The organism is Methyloceanibacter methanicus, from assembly GCF_001723285.1.
Lineage (GTDB): Bacteria > Pseudomonadota > Alphaproteobacteria > Rhizobiales > Methyloligellaceae > Methyloceanibacter > Methyloceanibacter methanicus.
Genome location: NZ_LPWG01000011.1, coordinates 294,877 through 311,287, shown reverse-complemented (window position 1 = coordinate 311,287; position 16,411 = coordinate 294,877). Strand labels below are relative to the sequence as shown.

Annotated in this window: 11 protein-coding genes, 1 tRNA gene and 2 pseudogenes; 7 read left to right on the top strand and 7 right to left on the bottom strand. The window is 62.9% G+C overall.

All coding sequences use genetic code 11. The annotated features are described in order from the left end of the window. Positions 1-3 precede the first annotated feature (3 nt). Positions 4-3,570, top strand: a complete 3,567-nt coding sequence (locus AUC68_RS08955) for an ATP-binding protein (protein ID WP_069437301.1) — start codon at positions 4-6, stop codon at positions 3,568-3,570. Between the two features lie 55 nt (positions 3,571-3,625). On the opposite strand, the gene AUC68_RS08950 is transcribed toward AUC68_RS08955, so the two are convergent. Both AUC68_RS08950 and AUC68_RS08945 read right to left on the bottom strand, forming a co-directional pair. Then, complete coding sequence (locus AUC68_RS08950; RefSeq protein ID WP_069437300.1) at positions 3,626-4,639, bottom strand: hypothetical protein; 1,014 nt, start codon at positions 4,637-4,639, stop codon at positions 3,626-3,628. A 331-nt stretch (positions 4,640-4,970) separates the two neighbouring features. After that, positions 4,971-5,047 (bottom strand) — tRNA-Arg (locus AUC68_RS08945). A gap of 174 nt (positions 5,048-5,221) precedes the next feature. On the opposite strand from AUC68_RS08945, the gene AUC68_RS17150 reads away from it, so the two are divergent. The 5 genes from AUC68_RS17150 to AUC68_RS08925 all read left to right on the top strand — a co-directional run bounded on the left by AUC68_RS17150 (position 5,222) and on the right by AUC68_RS08925 (position 8,506). Next, positions 5,222-5,731, top strand: a complete 510-nt coding sequence (locus AUC68_RS17150; protein ID WP_204376997.1) for a multicopper oxidase domain-containing protein — start codon at positions 5,222-5,224, stop codon at positions 5,729-5,731. Between the two features lie 38 nt (positions 5,732-5,769). Next, positions 5,770-6,645, top strand: a complete 876-nt coding sequence (locus AUC68_RS17145; RefSeq protein ID WP_204376995.1) for a multicopper oxidase family protein — start codon at positions 5,770-5,772, stop codon at positions 6,643-6,645. A 187-nt stretch (positions 6,646-6,832) separates the two neighbouring features. Beyond that, positions 6,833-7,357: a hypothetical protein gene (locus AUC68_RS08935; protein ID WP_141701175.1), complete on the top strand. Its 525-nt coding sequence runs from the start codon at positions 6,833-6,835 to the stop codon at positions 7,355-7,357. A 256-nt stretch (positions 7,358-7,613) separates the two neighbouring features. Continuing rightward, a complete protein-coding gene (locus tag AUC68_RS08930) occupies positions 7,614-7,955 on the top strand; it encodes a hypothetical protein (protein WP_141701174.1) in 342 nt (113 codons plus the stop codon). Positions 7,956-8,017: 62 nt separating this feature from the next. Continuing rightward, positions 8,018-8,506 (top strand): hypothetical protein, encoded by a 489-nt coding sequence (locus AUC68_RS08925; protein ID WP_069437297.1) that lies wholly within the window; start codon positions 8,018-8,020, stop codon positions 8,504-8,506. Between the two features lie 76 nt (positions 8,507-8,582). On the opposite strand, the gene ppk2 is transcribed toward AUC68_RS08925, so the two are convergent. Further along, positions 8,583-9,512, bottom strand: a complete 930-nt coding sequence (ppk2, locus tag AUC68_RS08920) for a polyphosphate kinase 2 (RefSeq protein ID WP_069437296.1) — start codon at positions 9,510-9,512, stop codon at positions 8,583-8,585. A gap of 257 nt (positions 9,513-9,769) precedes the next feature. Between ppk2 and AUC68_RS15900 the strand changes: the two genes are divergently transcribed. After that, the gene (locus tag AUC68_RS15900) at positions 9,770-10,603 is read left to right on the top strand and encodes a thermonuclease family protein (protein ID WP_083240572.1); all 834 of its coding nucleotides are present in this window, start codon (positions 9,770-9,772) and stop codon (positions 10,601-10,603) included. 81 nt (positions 10,604-10,684) lie between these two features. Here the strand turns inward: AUC68_RS15900 and AUC68_RS08910 are convergent. From AUC68_RS08910 to AUC68_RS08895, 4 genes and pseudogenes are all read right to left on the bottom strand, one after another. Continuing rightward, positions 10,685-11,259, bottom strand: a pseudogene (locus AUC68_RS08910) (CarD family transcriptional regulator); the annotation flags it as partial. A 388-nt stretch (positions 11,260-11,647) separates the two neighbouring features. Then, positions 11,648-11,986, bottom strand: coding sequence for a ferredoxin FdxA (gene fdxA, locus AUC68_RS08905; RefSeq protein ID WP_069437463.1), 339 nt, complete (start codon positions 11,984-11,986; stop codon positions 11,648-11,650). 224 nt (positions 11,987-12,210) lie between these two features. After that, positions 12,211-12,576: an RNA-binding S4 domain-containing protein gene (locus AUC68_RS08900; protein ID WP_069437294.1), complete on the bottom strand. Its 366-nt coding sequence runs from the start codon at positions 12,574-12,576 to the stop codon at positions 12,211-12,213. Positions 12,577-13,645: 1,069 nt separating this feature from the next. Then, positions 13,646-15,801: pseudogene (locus tag AUC68_RS08895) on the bottom strand (helicase-related protein); the annotation flags it as partial. Positions 15,802-16,411 lie beyond the last annotated feature (610 nt).

Here is a 16,411-nt window from a genome sequence, read left to right as displayed (position 1 = left end):
GCCATGCGTATTCGTCGCCTCGACCTTATTGCCTACGGGCACTTCAGCGACGAAGGCTTCGATCTGCCCAAAGCCGAACCCGACATCCATTTCATCTACGGTGTCAATGAGGCAGGCAAATCCACGGCCCTTTCCGGGATTGAAGATCTGCTGTTTGGCGTACCCGCCAATAGCCCGCACGGGTTCCTGCATGGTTACGGCAACATGCGCATTGGTGCCGACCTTGAAGGAAGCGGCAATGCGCTCGAATTCGTCCGGCGCAAGGGAAATAAGGATACGCTGCTTGACAAATCCGGCACGCCTTTGCCTGCGAGTGAGGCGGCGCTTACGCCTTTCCTCAACGGCGCGGAACGCGCGTTTTATGCCCGCATGTTTTGTCTCGATCATGCCCGGTTCCGCCAGGGAGGCCGGGAAATCCTCGAAGCGCAGGATGATGTAGGACAGATTCTTTTTTCCGCAGGAGCGGGCATTACCGGTCTTCGCGAGCATCTTAGAAAGCTGCATGCCGACGCGGATGCTCTGTGGGCAAAGCGCAGGGCGTCGCATCGAAAATACTTTCAGGCCGAGGACAGGCTGGACGAGGCTGAGAAAGGGATGCGTGAACACACCGTCCTCGCCGCACGCTGGCATGAATTGCGCACGGCATTGGATCAGGCGAAGGAAGCGTGCGCGGCGCTGGAAGCGGATATCGAGACGAGGGCAACAGAAGGACGCAAGCTGGCCCGAATTCGGCGGGTTTATCGGAACGTGCAAAGACACGTCGATGCCGGTAGCCGCATTGCCGATATGGGAGCTGTTGTCCCGCTGCCGGAAGACGCTTCGCAGCAGCTGCAAGATGCGTTAAGCGCCGACACGCAAGCCGAGATTCGACTCACAACCTTGACAGAGCAAATTGAGGGGCTTCGCGCGGAAGGATCGGCCCTAAGTTATGATGAAGGGCTTCTCGCGCGGGGCGACGACATTCGCACGTTGAACGAGCACCGCATACAAGTCCGGGCTGAAAAGGCGGATCTTCCAAAGCGTCGCGCCGAACTCGCCGCTGCGGAATCGGATCTCCAGAGGCTTGCCGCCGAGCTCGCCTGGCAGGCGGAGAACAGCGGTGACATTGCAGATCGTATCCCGCCGCGCCCCGAGCTAGTCCATGCCCGCGCCCTCTCAAAACGCCACGGTGAACTCGTAGCGTCTGAAGCGAATGCCCGTGCGGCATCGGAAGACGCCGACGAGCTGGTTTCCGCGCTGGCGCAAGAGATCGGGGATGAAGGCGAGGCGGCCGACCTCTCCAGCCTGGCAGCCGCCATCACTGTGGCGCGGGAGGCCGGCGACATACCGGCGAGAGTCGCCGCAGCCGAAAAGGAGGCGGCGGACGCAGAGCATGCAATTCGAAAGCTTTATAAGGGCATGAGGCCGTCCTTGGGCGCCGGCGTCGAACTCGGATCATTGCCCGTCCCGCAAAAGGAGGCCGTCGAGCGCCATCGCGACCGTGGCCGTGAGACGGCGCAGCGCCTGCAAGACTGCCGGGATCAAATCCGCCATGCCGAACTAGCTCTCAAACGTAGCCAAGAGGCGTTCGAGCGTGTAACCGACACCGAACATGCAGTGCCGCTGGATGAGTTGACCCGCCTCAGGCAGCGGCGCGACGCCGGTTGGTCGATCATTCGTCGCAAATACATCGAAAACATCTCTGTGCCCGAGAGCGAGATCGAGGCTTTCGACGCAAGCGGCTCCGTAGCCGATGCCTACGAGCTGGCAACGTGCAACGCCGACCAAGTTGCGGATCAGCGCTATGAAAAAGCTGAAGCGACGGCTCGTCTTGCGGAGATTGCGCGGCAAATTGCAGATCAGGAAGAACAGCTAGAGGAACTGCGCGGCCAGGAGCACGGCTATTGCGGCGACGAGGAGGCGCTTACCGCCCAGTGGCTCGCGCTCTGGAGGGACATTCCTCTCGAGCCCCTTGCGGCGGACGACATGCTTGCCTGGCTCGATATCCGTGAGCAAATTCTCCAGGCCCTGGAGTCGAAAGCGATCGCGGAGAGAGAGACCGCATTTCTGCGCGACGAAGAATCCCGCGTGAAGGCCTTGCTAATGGACGAGCTGTCCCCGTTCGAGATAGAACCCAAAACACTCTCGGAAAAGCCGCTGCGTGTCGTTGTCGAGCTGGCAGCCGATATCCAGCGGCAGCACATTGCCAAAGCCGACGCCCGGCGAAAATTGGAAGACGCGCTTAAGAAGGCCACCTCGGATGCAGCGCGCAAGCGCAAAGGCCTCCAGGAATCCGAGCAGTCTCTTTCCGGTTGGAGGGAGCAATGGTCGGAGGCCATCGCCGCGCTTGGCTTGGACGCTAAAGCGACCGTTGAAACGCTTGAGACCCAGATCGATGTCATCGAAAGGATGCGCGACATGGCTGGCCATATCGCCAAACTCAAGCGTGAACGTATCGAGAAGATTGAACGTGACATTGCGCGCTTCGAAAAAGAAGCATCGGAAATCGTAGCGGCGATTTATCCGCAACTCGCCGAAAATAACGCCGATAGCGCGGCACTGGAACTCGAACGCCTCCTGAAGGAGGCCACACAGGCGCAGGAAACCGCCGCTCAAATAGATGCACGGATTACGGCTGAACAGAAAAAGGCTGATGAATGCGAGCAAGCGCGAAGGGAATCGAAGGAAGCCATCGCGCGCTTGCAGGCACTTGCCGGCGTCACCTCCACGGAAGAACTTCGCATCGCAATCCATCGCTCCGATGAATCCCGCACGCTCCGTTCCGAGATGCAAATCGTTGCGACGACCCTTTCTCAGGACGGTGATGGTTTGTCCCTGTCCGAATTGGCCGCCGAATGCAAAGGCGCCGATATCGACCAAGTCACGGCGCGTGAAGAGACGGTCAATCGGGAGCTGGCCGACCTCCGTAACCGTCAGTTGGAAGCGACTGAAACCCGATCGGTTGCGCGGCGTGCCTTTGAAGCTGTTGGCGGTGATGACCGCGCGGCACGCGCTGCCGCCGATAGGCAGGCAGCACTTGCAGAAATGAAAGCCATAGCTGAAGAGTACATGCGCCTGCGTTCAGCCGAACTTCTGTTGCAATGGGCGATCGAGCGCTATCGTCGCGAGAAACAAGCCCCGCTTCTCAAGCGTGCAGGAGAGTTATTCGCGATTCTAACCGGCGGCTCCTTCGTTGATTTGCAGCTCGACTTTGATGACAGCGACAAAGCGCAGCTTGCCGGCGCCGACAGGACGGAAACAAGGGTGACGGTTTCAGGCATGAGCACTGGCAGTGCCGACCAGCTCTACCTCGCATTGCGCGTGGCCGCCGTAGAGGACTTCCTGGAGCATGCACCATCATTGCCTTTCATCGCCGACGACCTATTTATCAATTTCGACGACGAACGGGCGAGCGCCGGAATCAAGGTTCTGGCTCAGTTGGCAAAAAGGACCCAGGTTCTTTTCTTCACCCATCATCAGCATCTTCTCGACATTGCGCGCGCCGCCATTGGCGTCAATGTCTCGATCATCTCCCTGCCGTCCAGGACCGTTCCGTCGACGGCCGGCACGGCTCCCCTCGCAACGGCATGACTTTTTTGATGCCCCTGGGGCAATGCCCAGCCCAGACGCTTTCATGTAGAATGCCTTAGCACGCACCGGGGTTTTCAGGCAGCTTTGGCGGTCTGGTCGTGGCCGGAAAGTCCACACCGGAGACGTAAAACGACACCTTGTCGCCATCGACGAAGATGAAGTCCGCTTCGTTGGAAATCATGCCCCGCGGATCGTATGCACCCCGAATGCGCCCGTGCGCCGTGTTGAACGCGATTCTCTCGCCGATGAGATAGCCGTAGCGGTCAATGCCGGTGCCGTACAGGCCGTCGGATCCTTTCGGATAATTGCCGTACTTGATGATGTTATATTGTGGCTTCAGCAAGCTCACGAATGCCTTCTCGACATCCGCCAGCACGCGCTTCTCGTCCGGCTGTCTCATGAAATCTTCTTCTGTGAAATCATGGTCCGGATCGAAGGTTTGCAGCAAGAGCGGCTCGACGCGGAAGGCGAAGAGGAAGGTTTCATCAGTCACGCGCGCGCCGGGATAGCGCTGAGGCTCGTGTGCTAGGATGCTCACGCGAGCCTTATGGCCGCGCTTGAAGAGTCTTTCGAACGTATCATTTTTCTTCGCGATTCCGACGTACAGCAAGTCGTACGTCATTAAATCGCTCACGCGGTCGAGACCTTCAATGCCGGGAAGACCCCGGCTCTTGTCCCAGAGTAGCTTGTCGGTCGTGAACCAGTTTAGAACGTTTGAGCCATCGGCACGGACGGGCCCGTCCCATGCCCGGAACATCTTCTCGCCCGCTTCCAAATAATACTCGTCATGCCCCCTGATTCCGGGAATGTCCGAAAGACGCAGTGCAGCAGGTTCGCTCTGGAGATCTCCCACGCACACATTGAACCGAACGGTGTGCGTTTCGTCGTCCAGTTCGATGTCTGTGAACCTTGCCTCGGGTCGCCCGCCAATCATGTAGAGGTTGCTAGCGCGCAGTCTTTCCTGGACCTCGGGATCGTCTTCTAACCACACCGCCTCTTGGTTGGAGATCGGCGGATAGACGAGATCCAGGCGTGAGACCTGACCACGGGAAACTGTTTTTTTGCGCATAACTCTTACCCCTGCGCGCCTAATCCGTCACTGAGAAGTGGTTCCGCAGGCGTGCCGGCTTTGCTGTCAGGCTCTACTTGCTTACGCTCTCTGAGCCGCGTGAGTCCCTCCGTGCGATCGAGTTCGCTGACAGATCATCAAGGTTCGCGCGAGACGTTTGCCGAAATTTGGAATGAGCATTCCGGTAACCAATCTTCGCGCCAAAGACGCGCTTTGTCGAAATGCTTTTCCATCGGTGAGCTGCGGATCCGAGCGGTAGCTATATGGTAGCTATCCACTCAATGTTCTCATTAGGTTTCGCGAGTCAAAATTCATAAGTATTTGATTTTATTGGTGACCCCGGCAGGATTCGAACCTGCGACCCTCAGATTAGGAATCTGATGCTCTATCCTGCTGAGCTACGGGGCCGTTGATCTTCACTTGCTACACCGCGGCCTCGGTTTTCGCCACCCTGTTGGGGACGAAACCGGCCGATCCGGAAGACAACATGACGCGGTTCGCGGCTGCGCGTGCGGCATGGAAATGTCCGTCGCGCGCGCGTAGGCTGTCCCTTAGATCACTGATAACATTGGAAATATTCTAATGAAAAGGCACGGTGAGATCGATCGCCGGACGTTTCTCGGACTGGCTGGCGGCGGCGCTGCCGGCCTTGCCATGCCCACGGGCTTCGCCGCGCTTGCCAAGTCCGCCGGAGCCGAGCCATCCGAACTGCGCATCCAGTCAGCACGGTACCGTCTGCGCGATGCGGTCACGGAAGACATGGTCAGCGTGTTTCCCGATGGGCCGCCTCCGGTCTTGCGCATGAGGCAAGGTGTCCCGTTTTCCATCGACGTCACCAATCTGCTCGACGAGGCGACCACGATGCATTGGCATGGCTTGCGCGTGCCGAACAAGATGGACGGCGTTCCCTATCTCACCCAGTTTCCGATCCAGAAGGACGAGACGTGGCACTACAGCTACACGCCCGAAGACGCGGGCGTCTATTGGTACCATCCGCATTGCCGGACCATGGACCAGATCGCGCGCGGCCTGACCGGCATCATCGTCGTCGCCGAGAAGGACGACCCGGGCTTCGACGCGAGACGGTTCTGAACCTGCACGATTTCCGGATCGGCAAGGACGACCAGTTCATGAAGCTGTACTCGGCGCGGGCGGCGGCGCGGGCAGGAACGCTCGGCACGGTGATGACCGCGAACTGGCGGCAAAATCCGGTCTACGAGCACCGGGCCGGCTCGCTCGTCCGTCTTCGCCTCGGCGCGACGGACACGACGCGATTCTACAGGCTGACCTTCGACGGGGTGGAAAAAGACGGCGCGGCAGGACGCATCATCGGGGCCGACGGCCATCCTTTGCGCGAGGCGCTGCCCTGGCCGACGCCGGACGCGCCCATCACGGTTGCGCCGGGGCAAAGGCTCGACATCGCGATCAGGATGCCGGACACGGAAGGTAGCGACGTGGTGGTGACGTATAGAACGGCCCAGCGGATCCGCCCCTTGGCAACGCTCCGCGCCACCGGATCGAGCCTCGGCCGGTCGCTCGCCGAGCTCTCGCCGCTACCGCCCAACGACGTGCCGGATTTCGATCCGAATGGTCTCGAGGTGGTGGAGATGGTCTTCGGCTGGTCGCCCGACGGCTTGAAGCCCGATAACGGCTTTTGCGGGTCGCTCGGCTATACGTTCTGGTCGATCGACCGGCAGCCCTGGCAAGGAGACGCGGCCAAGGGCATCGCGCCGGTCGCGGATCTGAAGCTGGGGCGTCCCTACGTGCTTCGCTTGCGCAACGAAAGTCCGAACGACCATCCGATCCACCTGCACGGGCAGGTGTTCCGCCCGCTCCGGTCCAACAAGCGGACGCTCCCCTCCAATTGGACCGACACGATCGTTCTGAACCGGCGGGAGACGATCGATATCGGTCTCGTCGCCGACAATCCTGGCGACTGGGCCTTTCATTGTCACGTGATCGAGCACCAGAAGACGGGGCTCGCCGGCTTCGTCCGCGTGAGCTGACGGCATCGCGGTCTGCGTTTGCCAACAAGTCTTTGGCATCTTGCAGCGTTGGCATCCTGCCGTACCGGCATCTTGCGGCGTCGCGGCGCGACGTACACACCACGTTAAGAGCTGTTCTGTCACTAGTTATGCGAGGCGCGATACACAATCAAAAAACCACGGCAAGATGTTCAAAGACGGCTCGTTTGTGTTTCAGATTGTCCTGCTGTGCGCACTGACGTTCGGTTTGGCGTACTGGCTCATGGATGGCGCGCCTGTCCCGACGATCGGCGTGAGGCCGCTGCAGCCCGACCCGGACGCCCAGCCACTGTTCGAACGGATTGCGAAGCGCATCGAGGCTAGCCGGTCGGGCAATCTCTCGCCGGAAGAGGCGGCGCGCGAGCGCTTTGCCAAGGCATGGTCAACGCTCACCGTGGAAGCCAGGTGGTATGAAGACCGCGAGTGCGATGGCGAGCAGCGGACCAAGGTGGTCACCGAGATCGTCACGTACAGAACAGAATTCCTTCCGATGCATGCGAACTATACGGGGGAGCCGCGGCGCTACCTCGATGGCACGCTGAAGAAGATCGTCGGAGGTCTCTTTCAAAAGGGCCTGCTGACGCCGAAAGACTTCCCCTCCGAAACCCGAGCCTGGCTCGCGACCTTCGTGCACCCCGCCGACGAGAAGACGGTGCGCGATCTGAAGCGCTGTCAGATCTGGGGACACAAATAGGAGCGCGGGACGTGCTTAGACACACGCCGTTCGCCTTGCAGGTCGTCCTGATCTTCGCGCTGACGTTTCTTGTCGCGACCTGGGTCATGACCCGAACCCAAGCGCCGACAAAGAATTCGGGACCCGCGCCTCGGGCCCTGGGGGCGCACGCCCTGAGATGCGGGACACGACGGATGCGTCCCCTCGCGAGGTCGGTACGGAGGATAAGATCGGGGGCGTTTCCCCTGAGGACCGGCGGCGGCGCTATGGCTCGCACATGCTGAAAATGACGGCGGATTCGATCGTATTTTCAAGTCGCGGCTATCGGCGGAATGAGTGCGGGGCTAGTGGCCGCAGGCAAATGATTCACACCATTGGGCTGTATGATCGGGACCGCCGGCGCTTTCCAGACGCCAAGTTGCCGAACGCCTATTCCCATGAGCTCAAGGGTCCTTTGACCGAGTACGCGTTGAAGGCTGAAATCAGCGCGCTCTTCGCCGAAGGTCTCCTCACGCTCGATGATTTCAAGCAAGCGCCGCGTGCGTGGCTGGAGACGTTCGTCCGTCCCGGCGGCAGCGCCAGAGCAAGGCAGCTCAAACAATGCCAGGCCGAAGGCTAGACTCTCCGGACGACATCCCGATTGGACCGCGTCGGCCAGGGTATGACGGCTTTCGCCTGGCATTGATCGTTCTGACCGTCATCGCTCTCGTCTACAGGGTCTTCGCTCTCAGCCCAAGCCTTACGGCCGCGCCCCAGAAGCTGACGCCAGACTTCGTCGGGCTCTCCATCATCGCCTTGCCGGTGGTCGCCGTATTGGTCGCCGTCTTCAGTCAGCTCTGCTTCGCGACGTTTTGGGCGCGGGTCGGAGCGACGTTCTTTGGCTTGCTTGCGGTTCTGTACGTCCTCGCTCTTCCCGAACTCGCGGTCGTGGTCAACATGTCCAGCGCGCTCTGCGCCGAGAAGGTCGCGGCCGGTGAGACTGTGCCCATGGCCTGCGAGGCCCCGGTGCGATCGTTGGTGGAGGTGCTGGCCTTATGGCTGTTCGCCTGGAGTGTCGGGATCGTGGTGCCGATTGTCGCCGCGGTGACGTTTGTCCACGCGTGGGTGCTCCTGCTCGGCGCCGTCGTCCATGGCTTCATCCAGAGACTTCACCGCGCACGGGCCGGCTGAACGGCGGCGCGAAAGAGATGCGGTGCCCGCCGCCGGCAGGGAGGCGCACTGAGTGCGGTGAGCCGGTGCCGTCCCGTCAGAAGATCTTCGGGACGTACAGCTCCGGCGGCAGCGTCTTGCGATCGTAGTCCGGGTTGAAGACCCGGTCCGGGAGCTCGATCTTTTCGTAGGGCTCCTCCTGATAGGGAATCTTCGACAGGATGTGCTCGATGCAATTGAGCCGTTCGCGCTTCTTGTCGTTCCCTTCGACGATGTACCAAGGCGCTTCGGAAATGCTCGTGCGCGCGAACATCTCCTCCTTGGCCTTCGTGTACTGCTCCCAGCGGACGCGCGACTGCAGGTCCATCGGCGAGAGCTTCCACTGTTTCATGGGATCGTGGATGCGGATCATGAAACGGAGCTGCTGTTCCTCGTCGGTGATGGAGAGCCAGTACTTCAGGACAATGATGCCGTTCCGGACGAGCATGCGTTCGAATTCCGGGACGTCCTGGAAGAACCGCTCCACTTGGCCCTCGTTGGCAAAGCCCATGACGCGTTCGACGCCGGCCCGGTTGTACCAGGACCGGTCGAACAGCACGATTTCGCCGCCGGAAGGCAAGTGCGGGACATAGCGCTGGAAATACCACTGGGTCCGTTCCTTTTCCGACGGCTTCTGCAGGGCGACGACCCGGGCCGTGCGCGGATTGAGCCGCTGCGTGATGCGCTTGATCACGCCGCCCTTGCCGGCGGAGTCGCGGCCCTCGAAGATGATCAGGACTTTCGCGCCGGTCGCCTCGACCCAGCTCTGCATCTTGATGAGCTCGGCCTGAAGCCGGAGGAGGTTGGTGAGATAGACGCGCCGGTCGAGCGAGTCCGGATGCGCTTCCTTGTAGATCTGGCGCAGTTCCTCGCTCAGCATGGGTTCGGAAAGTTCGGCCTCGAGCGTTTCGTCGAGAGTCTCTTCGAGTTCGGCTTCCAGCCACGCCTTCATGTCTTTTCTGCCAGTCTCGTTGGTGTCGTCGGTCATCGGAGATCTCTCATCGTTCGTCAGTGCAAAAACGCCGCCACGCAACGCGCCAGGACCGGCGCCAGGTCGGCACCGAGTCTCGCGAGGGACAATAAAAGTTTTGTGTCGGTCGTGACACTTTCCAGGAACAAGAACCCGATAAAGACAACCGTCCGATGACACCGCGAGGAGACAGATCGTGGACGTTGCCCGGGCTTGGGCGCGAGCCGCCGGCGCGCGGCTTGTTTCGCGACGGGCCGCGTTCCTAGAATGGCCGGATGCGCAACTGGGCACTTCGAATAAGCGTCGGCCTTGTTCTTTGCGGGGGCGCACCTGTCGCGTCCGCCGAGATTTGCGCCCTGCCGCCGGGAGAGCGCGCGGTCGTGTCCTCGGCCGTCGATGGCGAAACGCTGGCGCTTGACGACGGACGGGAGGTGCGGCTGCTCGGGGTCCAGGCACCTGCGCCGCCGCCGGACTGGGAAGGGCCGGACCCGTGGCCGTTCGCGGCTCAGGCCAAGCAGGCGCTTGCCGCGCAGGTAGAGGGCGCAACGGTGGAACTGCGGTTCGACACCCGCAGGCAAGACCGGCACGGCCACGTGCTCGCGCACGTCTTTCTCGACCGGGACGGCAAGCAGGTCTGGGTTCAGGAGGCGCTCGTCGCCAAGGGGCTGGCGCGGGTTGCGGCGCTGCCGGACCTTGGTGCGTGTCTCGGCCACCTGCTTGCGGTCGAGGCGCGCGCACGGACGGACCGGCGCGGGCTCTGGCACTCCCTGACGTATCAAGTGCGCGATGCCCACGACCCCAAGCGGCTCGGTCATCTGCGCCACACCTACCAGCTCGTCGAAGGAACCGTGCATGGCATCGGCGAGGGGCGGAAGCTGGTCTACGTCAATTTCGCGGAGGATTGGCGCAGCGACTTCACGGTGACAATCACGCGCAAGCGGCTGCCCGTCATGGAGGCGGCGGGGCTCGATCTTGCGAGCTTGCCGGGGAAGCGCATCCGCGTGCGCGGCTGGGTCGAGTGGTGGAACGGCCCCATGATCGCGATCTCGCACCCCGAGGAGATCGAGGTCCTGGATGCGCCCTCCAGCTCGTCGCTGGACGCAGGCTGAGGCCCGTTCTGCGCTGCGCACAAAGAAAAGGCCGGGCATGACGCCCGGCCTTTCGAAACATAGCCGCGTGGCGATCCGATCCTAGGCCGCGGCGGCCTTTCCGGCTGCCTCGGCGGCTTCCGCGGCAGCTTGGTGCTGCGGGCCGACTTGGCAAGGATGTCGTCGATCTTGGCGATCGCGCTGTCCTCGTCCAGTTTCTCCACGGCGGCCAACTCACGCGCCATGCGGTCGAGCGCGGCTTCGTAGAGCTGGCGCTCCGAGTACGACTGCTCGGGCTGTGCCTCGGACCGGTACAGGTCGCGGACCACCTCGGCGATGGAAATCAGGTCGCCGGAGTTGATCTTGGCTTCGTATTCCTGGGCACGGCGCGACCACATGGTCCGCTTCACACGGGCCTTGCCCTTCAGCGTGGTCAGGGCCTTCTTCACGATCTTGTCCTCGGACAGCTTGCGCATGCCGACGCTTTCGAGCTTCGTGGTCGGCACCCGAAGGGTCATCTTGTCCTTGTCGAAATTGATTACGAACAGCTCGAGTTTCGCACCGGCGATCTCCTGCTCTTCGATGCACATGATGCGGCCCACGCCGTGCGCGGGGTACACGATGTACTCATTCGTCCGAAAACCGTTTCTCTGCTGGGGTCTCTTCTTTTCCGCCATATGCTCCGCCTCGCTGTTGATCGTCATGGGGCGCATCAGGGCCAAGGGCGCGTGAACTTGTCTGCGTCGAAACCGGTCAGCGATGGGATCGCTGGTGCCGCCCGGCGGGGCGGCGAACGCTGACAATAAAGATGTGTTCGATCAGGGGGCCTGATCGCCAACTTCTCCTAGAAGCTCAGAAAAAAAGCGCGCCAATCGGCTCGCCTCTCTTGGTGCCTCACGCGCGGGCAGTCTGCGCCATTTCAAAGAGACCATATCACAAAAATCGTAAATTCGGAAGCCGGGCGCCTTGAAGGCATGGCCGTTTTTGGGGCAGCACCTGTGGCATTTTGACCAAAAGGTTAACAGGCGGACCGTTTTTCCGGTGTTTCCCGCGCCAAATCCGCCCTTAGTCGCCTTCGCCGGGCTCCGCCGAGAAGTACTTCTCGAACTTGTCTGGCTCGGCCTGAAAGTTATCGGCATCCTCGGGCGCGGGCTTCTTGACCGTGATGTTCGGCCACACTTCCGAATATTCCCGGTTCACGTCGAGCCATTTGTCCAGGTCCGGCTCGGTGTCCGGCTTGATGGCGTCCGCAGGGCATTCCGGCTCGCAGACGCCGCAGTCGATGCACTCGTCCGGATGAATGACGAGCATATTCTCACCCTCGTAGAAACAATCCACGGGGCACACCTCGACGCAGTCGGTGTACTTGCACTTAATGCATAATTCAGTGACGACGTATGTCATCGATTCCACATGCCATGGGGCTGTCCCAGCCCGGTTGTCAAAGCCCAGTTCGGGCTCTCAGCCAAACCCGGGACGAAGGAGCCCTGCCTATAACAATAGCGTCGGCAGCACAAGGCGTGCGGCCTCCCGGCAAACCCCGATCTTTAGGATGGTTTTGCGGCGTAGCGCCCCACGGTGGGGCGGAATTTCCGCGGTGGGCGCGCGCGCGGGGCGCACGCCCATGTCTAGCTCCAGAGGGCCCGGAATGTGTCGATGCGCCGCCGGTCGCGCTTCGTGGGCCGTTTGCCGACACGCGCCTCGCTTCCGGCATCGCCTTCCGTTTCGTCGAGGGGCGGCGTCAGGTCGTCATAGAGGGTTTGGGCCAGGGGCGCCGGACCGCGCCGCTCGGCGGCGTCGAGGACGCGCCAAACCACCAGCCTCCCGGGCGGCGTTGCGGTGACGACGTCGCCATGCTGCACCAGCCGGCTGGGTTTGCGCACCCGCTCGCCGTTGATCCGCACCTTGCCGTCCGCGATCAGGCGTGTGGCGGCCGAGCGGGTCTTCGCCAGACGGGCGCACCAGAGCCATTTATCGAGACGCTGGCCCGTCACGCGTCGCGGCCCTAGCTCCGTCCGGAGCGCCCACGCGCCGCCAGACTGTCGCGCAAGTCCTTGAGGGCTGCAAAGGGCGAGTTCTCGGGATTCACCGGCTCCCGCTTGGGCTGGCGATTGCCGTCCGGATTGCGGTCCTTGCCCTTGCCGCCGTAACGGTCGCCCTTACCCGCCTTCCGGTGGGCCTTCCCTTGCGGATGGTCCTTCTTGGGCCGTTTGGCGTGCTGTTCGTCGGGCCGCCGCTTGTGCTCGGTCTCGCCGACGGCCTGATTACCATGGGCCCGGCTTGCGGTCCGGCCGCGGCCGCGCTGCTGCTGCCGTGGCGGGGCGGCGCTTGGCCGGCCGCCAAATCTCGTCGAGACCGGCGCGGGCTCCGCCGACGCTCGGTGACAGCGCCGTCTGCCACATGGCCGGGCGCCGGTGCATCGCCGGCTGTGGCGCTTGCCTCCGCCGCGACCGGCGTCGCTTCGGAGGGCGTTTCCGGCTTGGTTGGCTCTGCCGACGATTGCGGCTCTGCCGGCGTGTCGATCTTCCGCCGCTCCAGGCGGAAGCCGAGCCCGCGCAGGATCGAGGCGAACTCCTCGCCCGAGCAGCCGACCATCGACATGAGTTCCGGCACGACGCGGAAGCCACCGTCGCCCGTGGCGCCCGATGGCGGTTTGGGCGCATCGGCCGCTGGCGCGGCCTCGCGGGTTTCTGCCGACGGTGCGGCCGCGCGCGCAGTTCCGGTCTCCGCCGCCAGCGTCTCGCCCGCCTCTTGGGTCTCGACGACCGGTGTTTCCGTCGCGGTCGCCTCGGCCACCGTTGGCGTCTCGGCCGCCGTCTCCTCGACAGTCATCGCTTCGACCGGCTTGGCCGCTTTTTCCGGGCGCCAGGTTACGCGGGCGCGGATCAAGTCCGACAGCCGTTCCAGCATGTCGATGCGGACCGCGCGACTGCCCGCCACATGGAAGCCCGCTGCGCGCCAATAGGGCTCGGGCAGCGCCGCATCCGCCGGCACGGAGGTCAGGCCCTGTTGGGGGCGTTCCGGCATGGCGTCGATATCAATGCCGTAGTCCTGGCCCCCGTGCAGTGCCCAGAGTTGCAGCAGGAGTTCCGCCGCGGCGGGTTTCAGGAGTGCGGGGAAGTACAGATTGAACGCGCCGAACCGGACGCCGTATTTGCGCAGCTGTCCGCGATCGGACTGGTCCAGCGCCTTGATGTCATCGGCGGCCCCTTCGCGCCGAAGGACGCCGAGATTTTCGGTCAGGCGGAAACCGAGCCCGCGCGCGAGCCCCGTCAGGTCCTCGGCGTTGCTGAGGGCCATGAGCGGCTTCAGCTTCGCGTCGAGATAGGCGGCCAGCCAGGCATCGAGGCGGGCGGTGACGCGCTCCCGGTCGGGCCCGCTCAGATATTCGTCCGCGAACACCTCGATACGGGGCTTCAGCGCCGTTTCGCCCCGAACCAGCCGGCCGATCTCGCAGCCCTGCCACAGGATCCGGCCATTGCTCGACAGCGTGATGGCATCGTCGGCGGCGGCGGCAAGGGCGTCGGCGCGGGCGGCCAGCTCGCTCGCCAGAACCTGTGTCGCCGCGTTGCGTGCGGCCTTGCCGTGAATGCCGTCGCCCGACGAATCCGGCGTGAAGCGGAATCCGTCGAGCCGGCCCACGAAATGGTCTTCGACCAGGATCTGTCCGTCGTCGCCGATCTCGGCCATCATCTCCTCCTTGTCGCGCAGCCGCCGCATCAGCACGCTTGTCCGCCGGTCGACGAAGCGTTGCGTGAGGCGTTCGTGAAGCGCGTCGGACAGTTTGTCCTCAATCGATCGGGTGCGCTCTTGCCAGTGCTCCGGATCGTGCAGCCATTGAGCGCGGTGGGACACAAATGTCCAGGTGCGAATTTGGGCCAGGCGATTGGAAAGCGTATCGAGGTCGCCTTCGGTGCGGTCGGCCTGCGCCACCTGACGGGCAAACCAGTCCTCGGGGATCTTGCCCTCGTCGCTCATGACGTAGCCGAACAGCGTCCCGACCAGGTCCGCGTGATCGGCCGGAGAAACGCGCTGATAGTCGGGGATCTGGCACATGTCCCAGAGCAGGCCCACCGCGGCCGGCGACTTGGCCATGGCGCAGATGGTCTCGTCGCGCGTCACGTTCTCCAGCGCGATGACATCGTCGACCATGCGAGAGCGGGTGAGGCGCGGATGGACCGGCATCTCTCGCAGGCTTTCCTTCAGGGACTCGATCGAGGCGATGTCCAGCGTCCGGCTGCGCCATTGCAGGACGCCCACCTGATCGAAGGCGTGGGTCTCGAGCCGCTCGATCTGTTCGGCGTCGAAGGGCTGAGCCTGGCCCGTCACGCCGAAGGTGCCGTCGTTCATGTGCCGCCCGGCGCGCCCGGCGATCTGTCCGATCTCGGACGGCGTCAGGTTCCGGTGGGTATGCCCGTCGAATTTGCGGACGCCGGCGAAGGCGACATGATCGAGGTCGAGATTGAGCCCCATGCCGATGGCGTCGGTCGCCACCAGAAAATCGACGTCGCCATTCTGATAGAGCGCGACCTGCGCATTGCGGGTGCGGGGAGAGAGCGCGCCGAGCACCACGGCCGCCCCGCCGCGCTGGCGGCGGACGAGTTCGGCGATGGCGTAGACGTCGTTGGCGGAGAAGGCGACGATCGCGGACCTGCGGGGCAGGCGCGTGATCTTCTTCTCGCCTGCGTAAGTGAGGTTCGACATGCGCGGCCTCGAGACGAGATTTGCGCCGGGCAGAAGCTCCCGGATCGCATCGCGCATGGTCGCCGCGCGAGAAGCAAGGTCTCGGACGTGCCCCGGGCATGGAACAGGCGGTTGGTGAACACATGCCCGCGCTCCCCGTCGGCGGCGATTTGGATTTCGTCGACGGCGACGAAATCGGCCTCCAGCTCGCGCGGCATGGCCTCCACCGTGCAGACGAAGAAGCGCGCGCGCGGCGGCTTGATCTTCTCCTCGCCCGTGATGAGCGCAACCTCGCCCGGTCCGGCTTTGGCGACGACCTTCTCGTAGACCTCGCGCGCGAGCAGCCGCAACGGCAGACCGATGACCCCCACCTCGTGGGCAAGCATGCGCTCGATGGCGAGATGCGTCTTGCCGGTATTGGTGGGGCCGAGCACGGCCGTCACGCCACGCCCGCGATTGGGCGGGCCATGTGCCCCGGTTGTTTGCGCACCGATCGTCCGGGTGCCTGTGGATTGTGTGGATAAGACTTTGGGCATTGAGAGAAATTCTTAACGCGATCCGGTGTGAGCCGCGAACGGGGGGAGAACGAATCCCGTCCGAATCGCTGACTCCAGCGTATTCGACTTATGTTCCGTTCCAAACTGGAACAAGGACGCAGGCTTTTCCCCTGCGCACGACATGTAAGCGGCTTCGGGGGCGCGCGCTACATCTAGCATTCCCGTCGTGCACGGGTTCCCCTGGCGCAAGATCGCAAGGGGAACAGAGCAGGGGCGAATCAGGGGTTCGTAAATCTTCCGCGCCTGTTCCCTACGACATGTTGTGGTTTGGGGCTGCCGCGTTAACCAAGATCTCTAGGCGCCGGCGCACCATCCCATTTCTCCGGGTCATCGCCGGGCTTGACTTGAGCCTGCGCCCGGGCCGGCAAGGCCGGACCCGGGTGGCCATCCATGTCTTTGCGCGGCTCCCTTAGATTTGTGGATGCCCGGATCAAGTCCGGGCATGACGAGGTTGGACGTGCGGTGCCTACGGGATGTCTACCTTCGCGGGCATGACACCGTCTAGATCTTGTCCTTGAGCCGTCGCCAGGCCGCGCCCAGCCAAGCCCACACCGTGAACAGACCGGCGACGAATCAGGGGTTCGTAAAT

Bases quoted from the DNA above. Each gene is read 5' to 3' on its own strand.
- AUC68_RS08955 (WP_069437301.1), top strand. From the start codon at position 4: ATGCGTATTCGTCGCCTCGACCTTATTGCCTACGGGCACTTCAGCGAC.
- AUC68_RS08950 (WP_069437300.1), bottom strand. From the start codon at position 4,639: ATGCGCAAAAAAACAGTTTCCCGTGGTCAGGTCTCACGCCTGGATCTC.
- AUC68_RS17150 (WP_204376997.1), top strand. From the start codon at position 5,222: ATGAAAAGGCACGGTGAGATCGATCGCCGGACGTTTCTCGGACTGGCT.
- AUC68_RS17145 (WP_204376995.1), top strand. From the start codon at position 5,770: ATGAAGCTGTACTCGGCGCGGGCGGCGGCGCGGGCAGGAACGCTCGGC.
- AUC68_RS08930 (WP_141701174.1), top strand. From the start codon at position 7,614: ATGCTGAAAATGACGGCGGATTCGATCGTATTTTCAAGTCGCGGCTAT.
- ppk2 (WP_069437296.1), bottom strand. From the start codon at position 9,512: ATGACCGACGACACCAACGAGACTGGCAGAAAAGACATGAAGGCGTGG.
- AUC68_RS15900 (WP_083240572.1), top strand. From the start codon at position 9,770: ATGCGCAACTGGGCACTTCGAATAAGCGTCGGCCTTGTTCTTTGCGGG.
- fdxA (WP_069437463.1), bottom strand. From the start codon at position 11,986: ATGACATACGTCGTCACTGAATTATGCATTAAGTGCAAGTACACCGAC.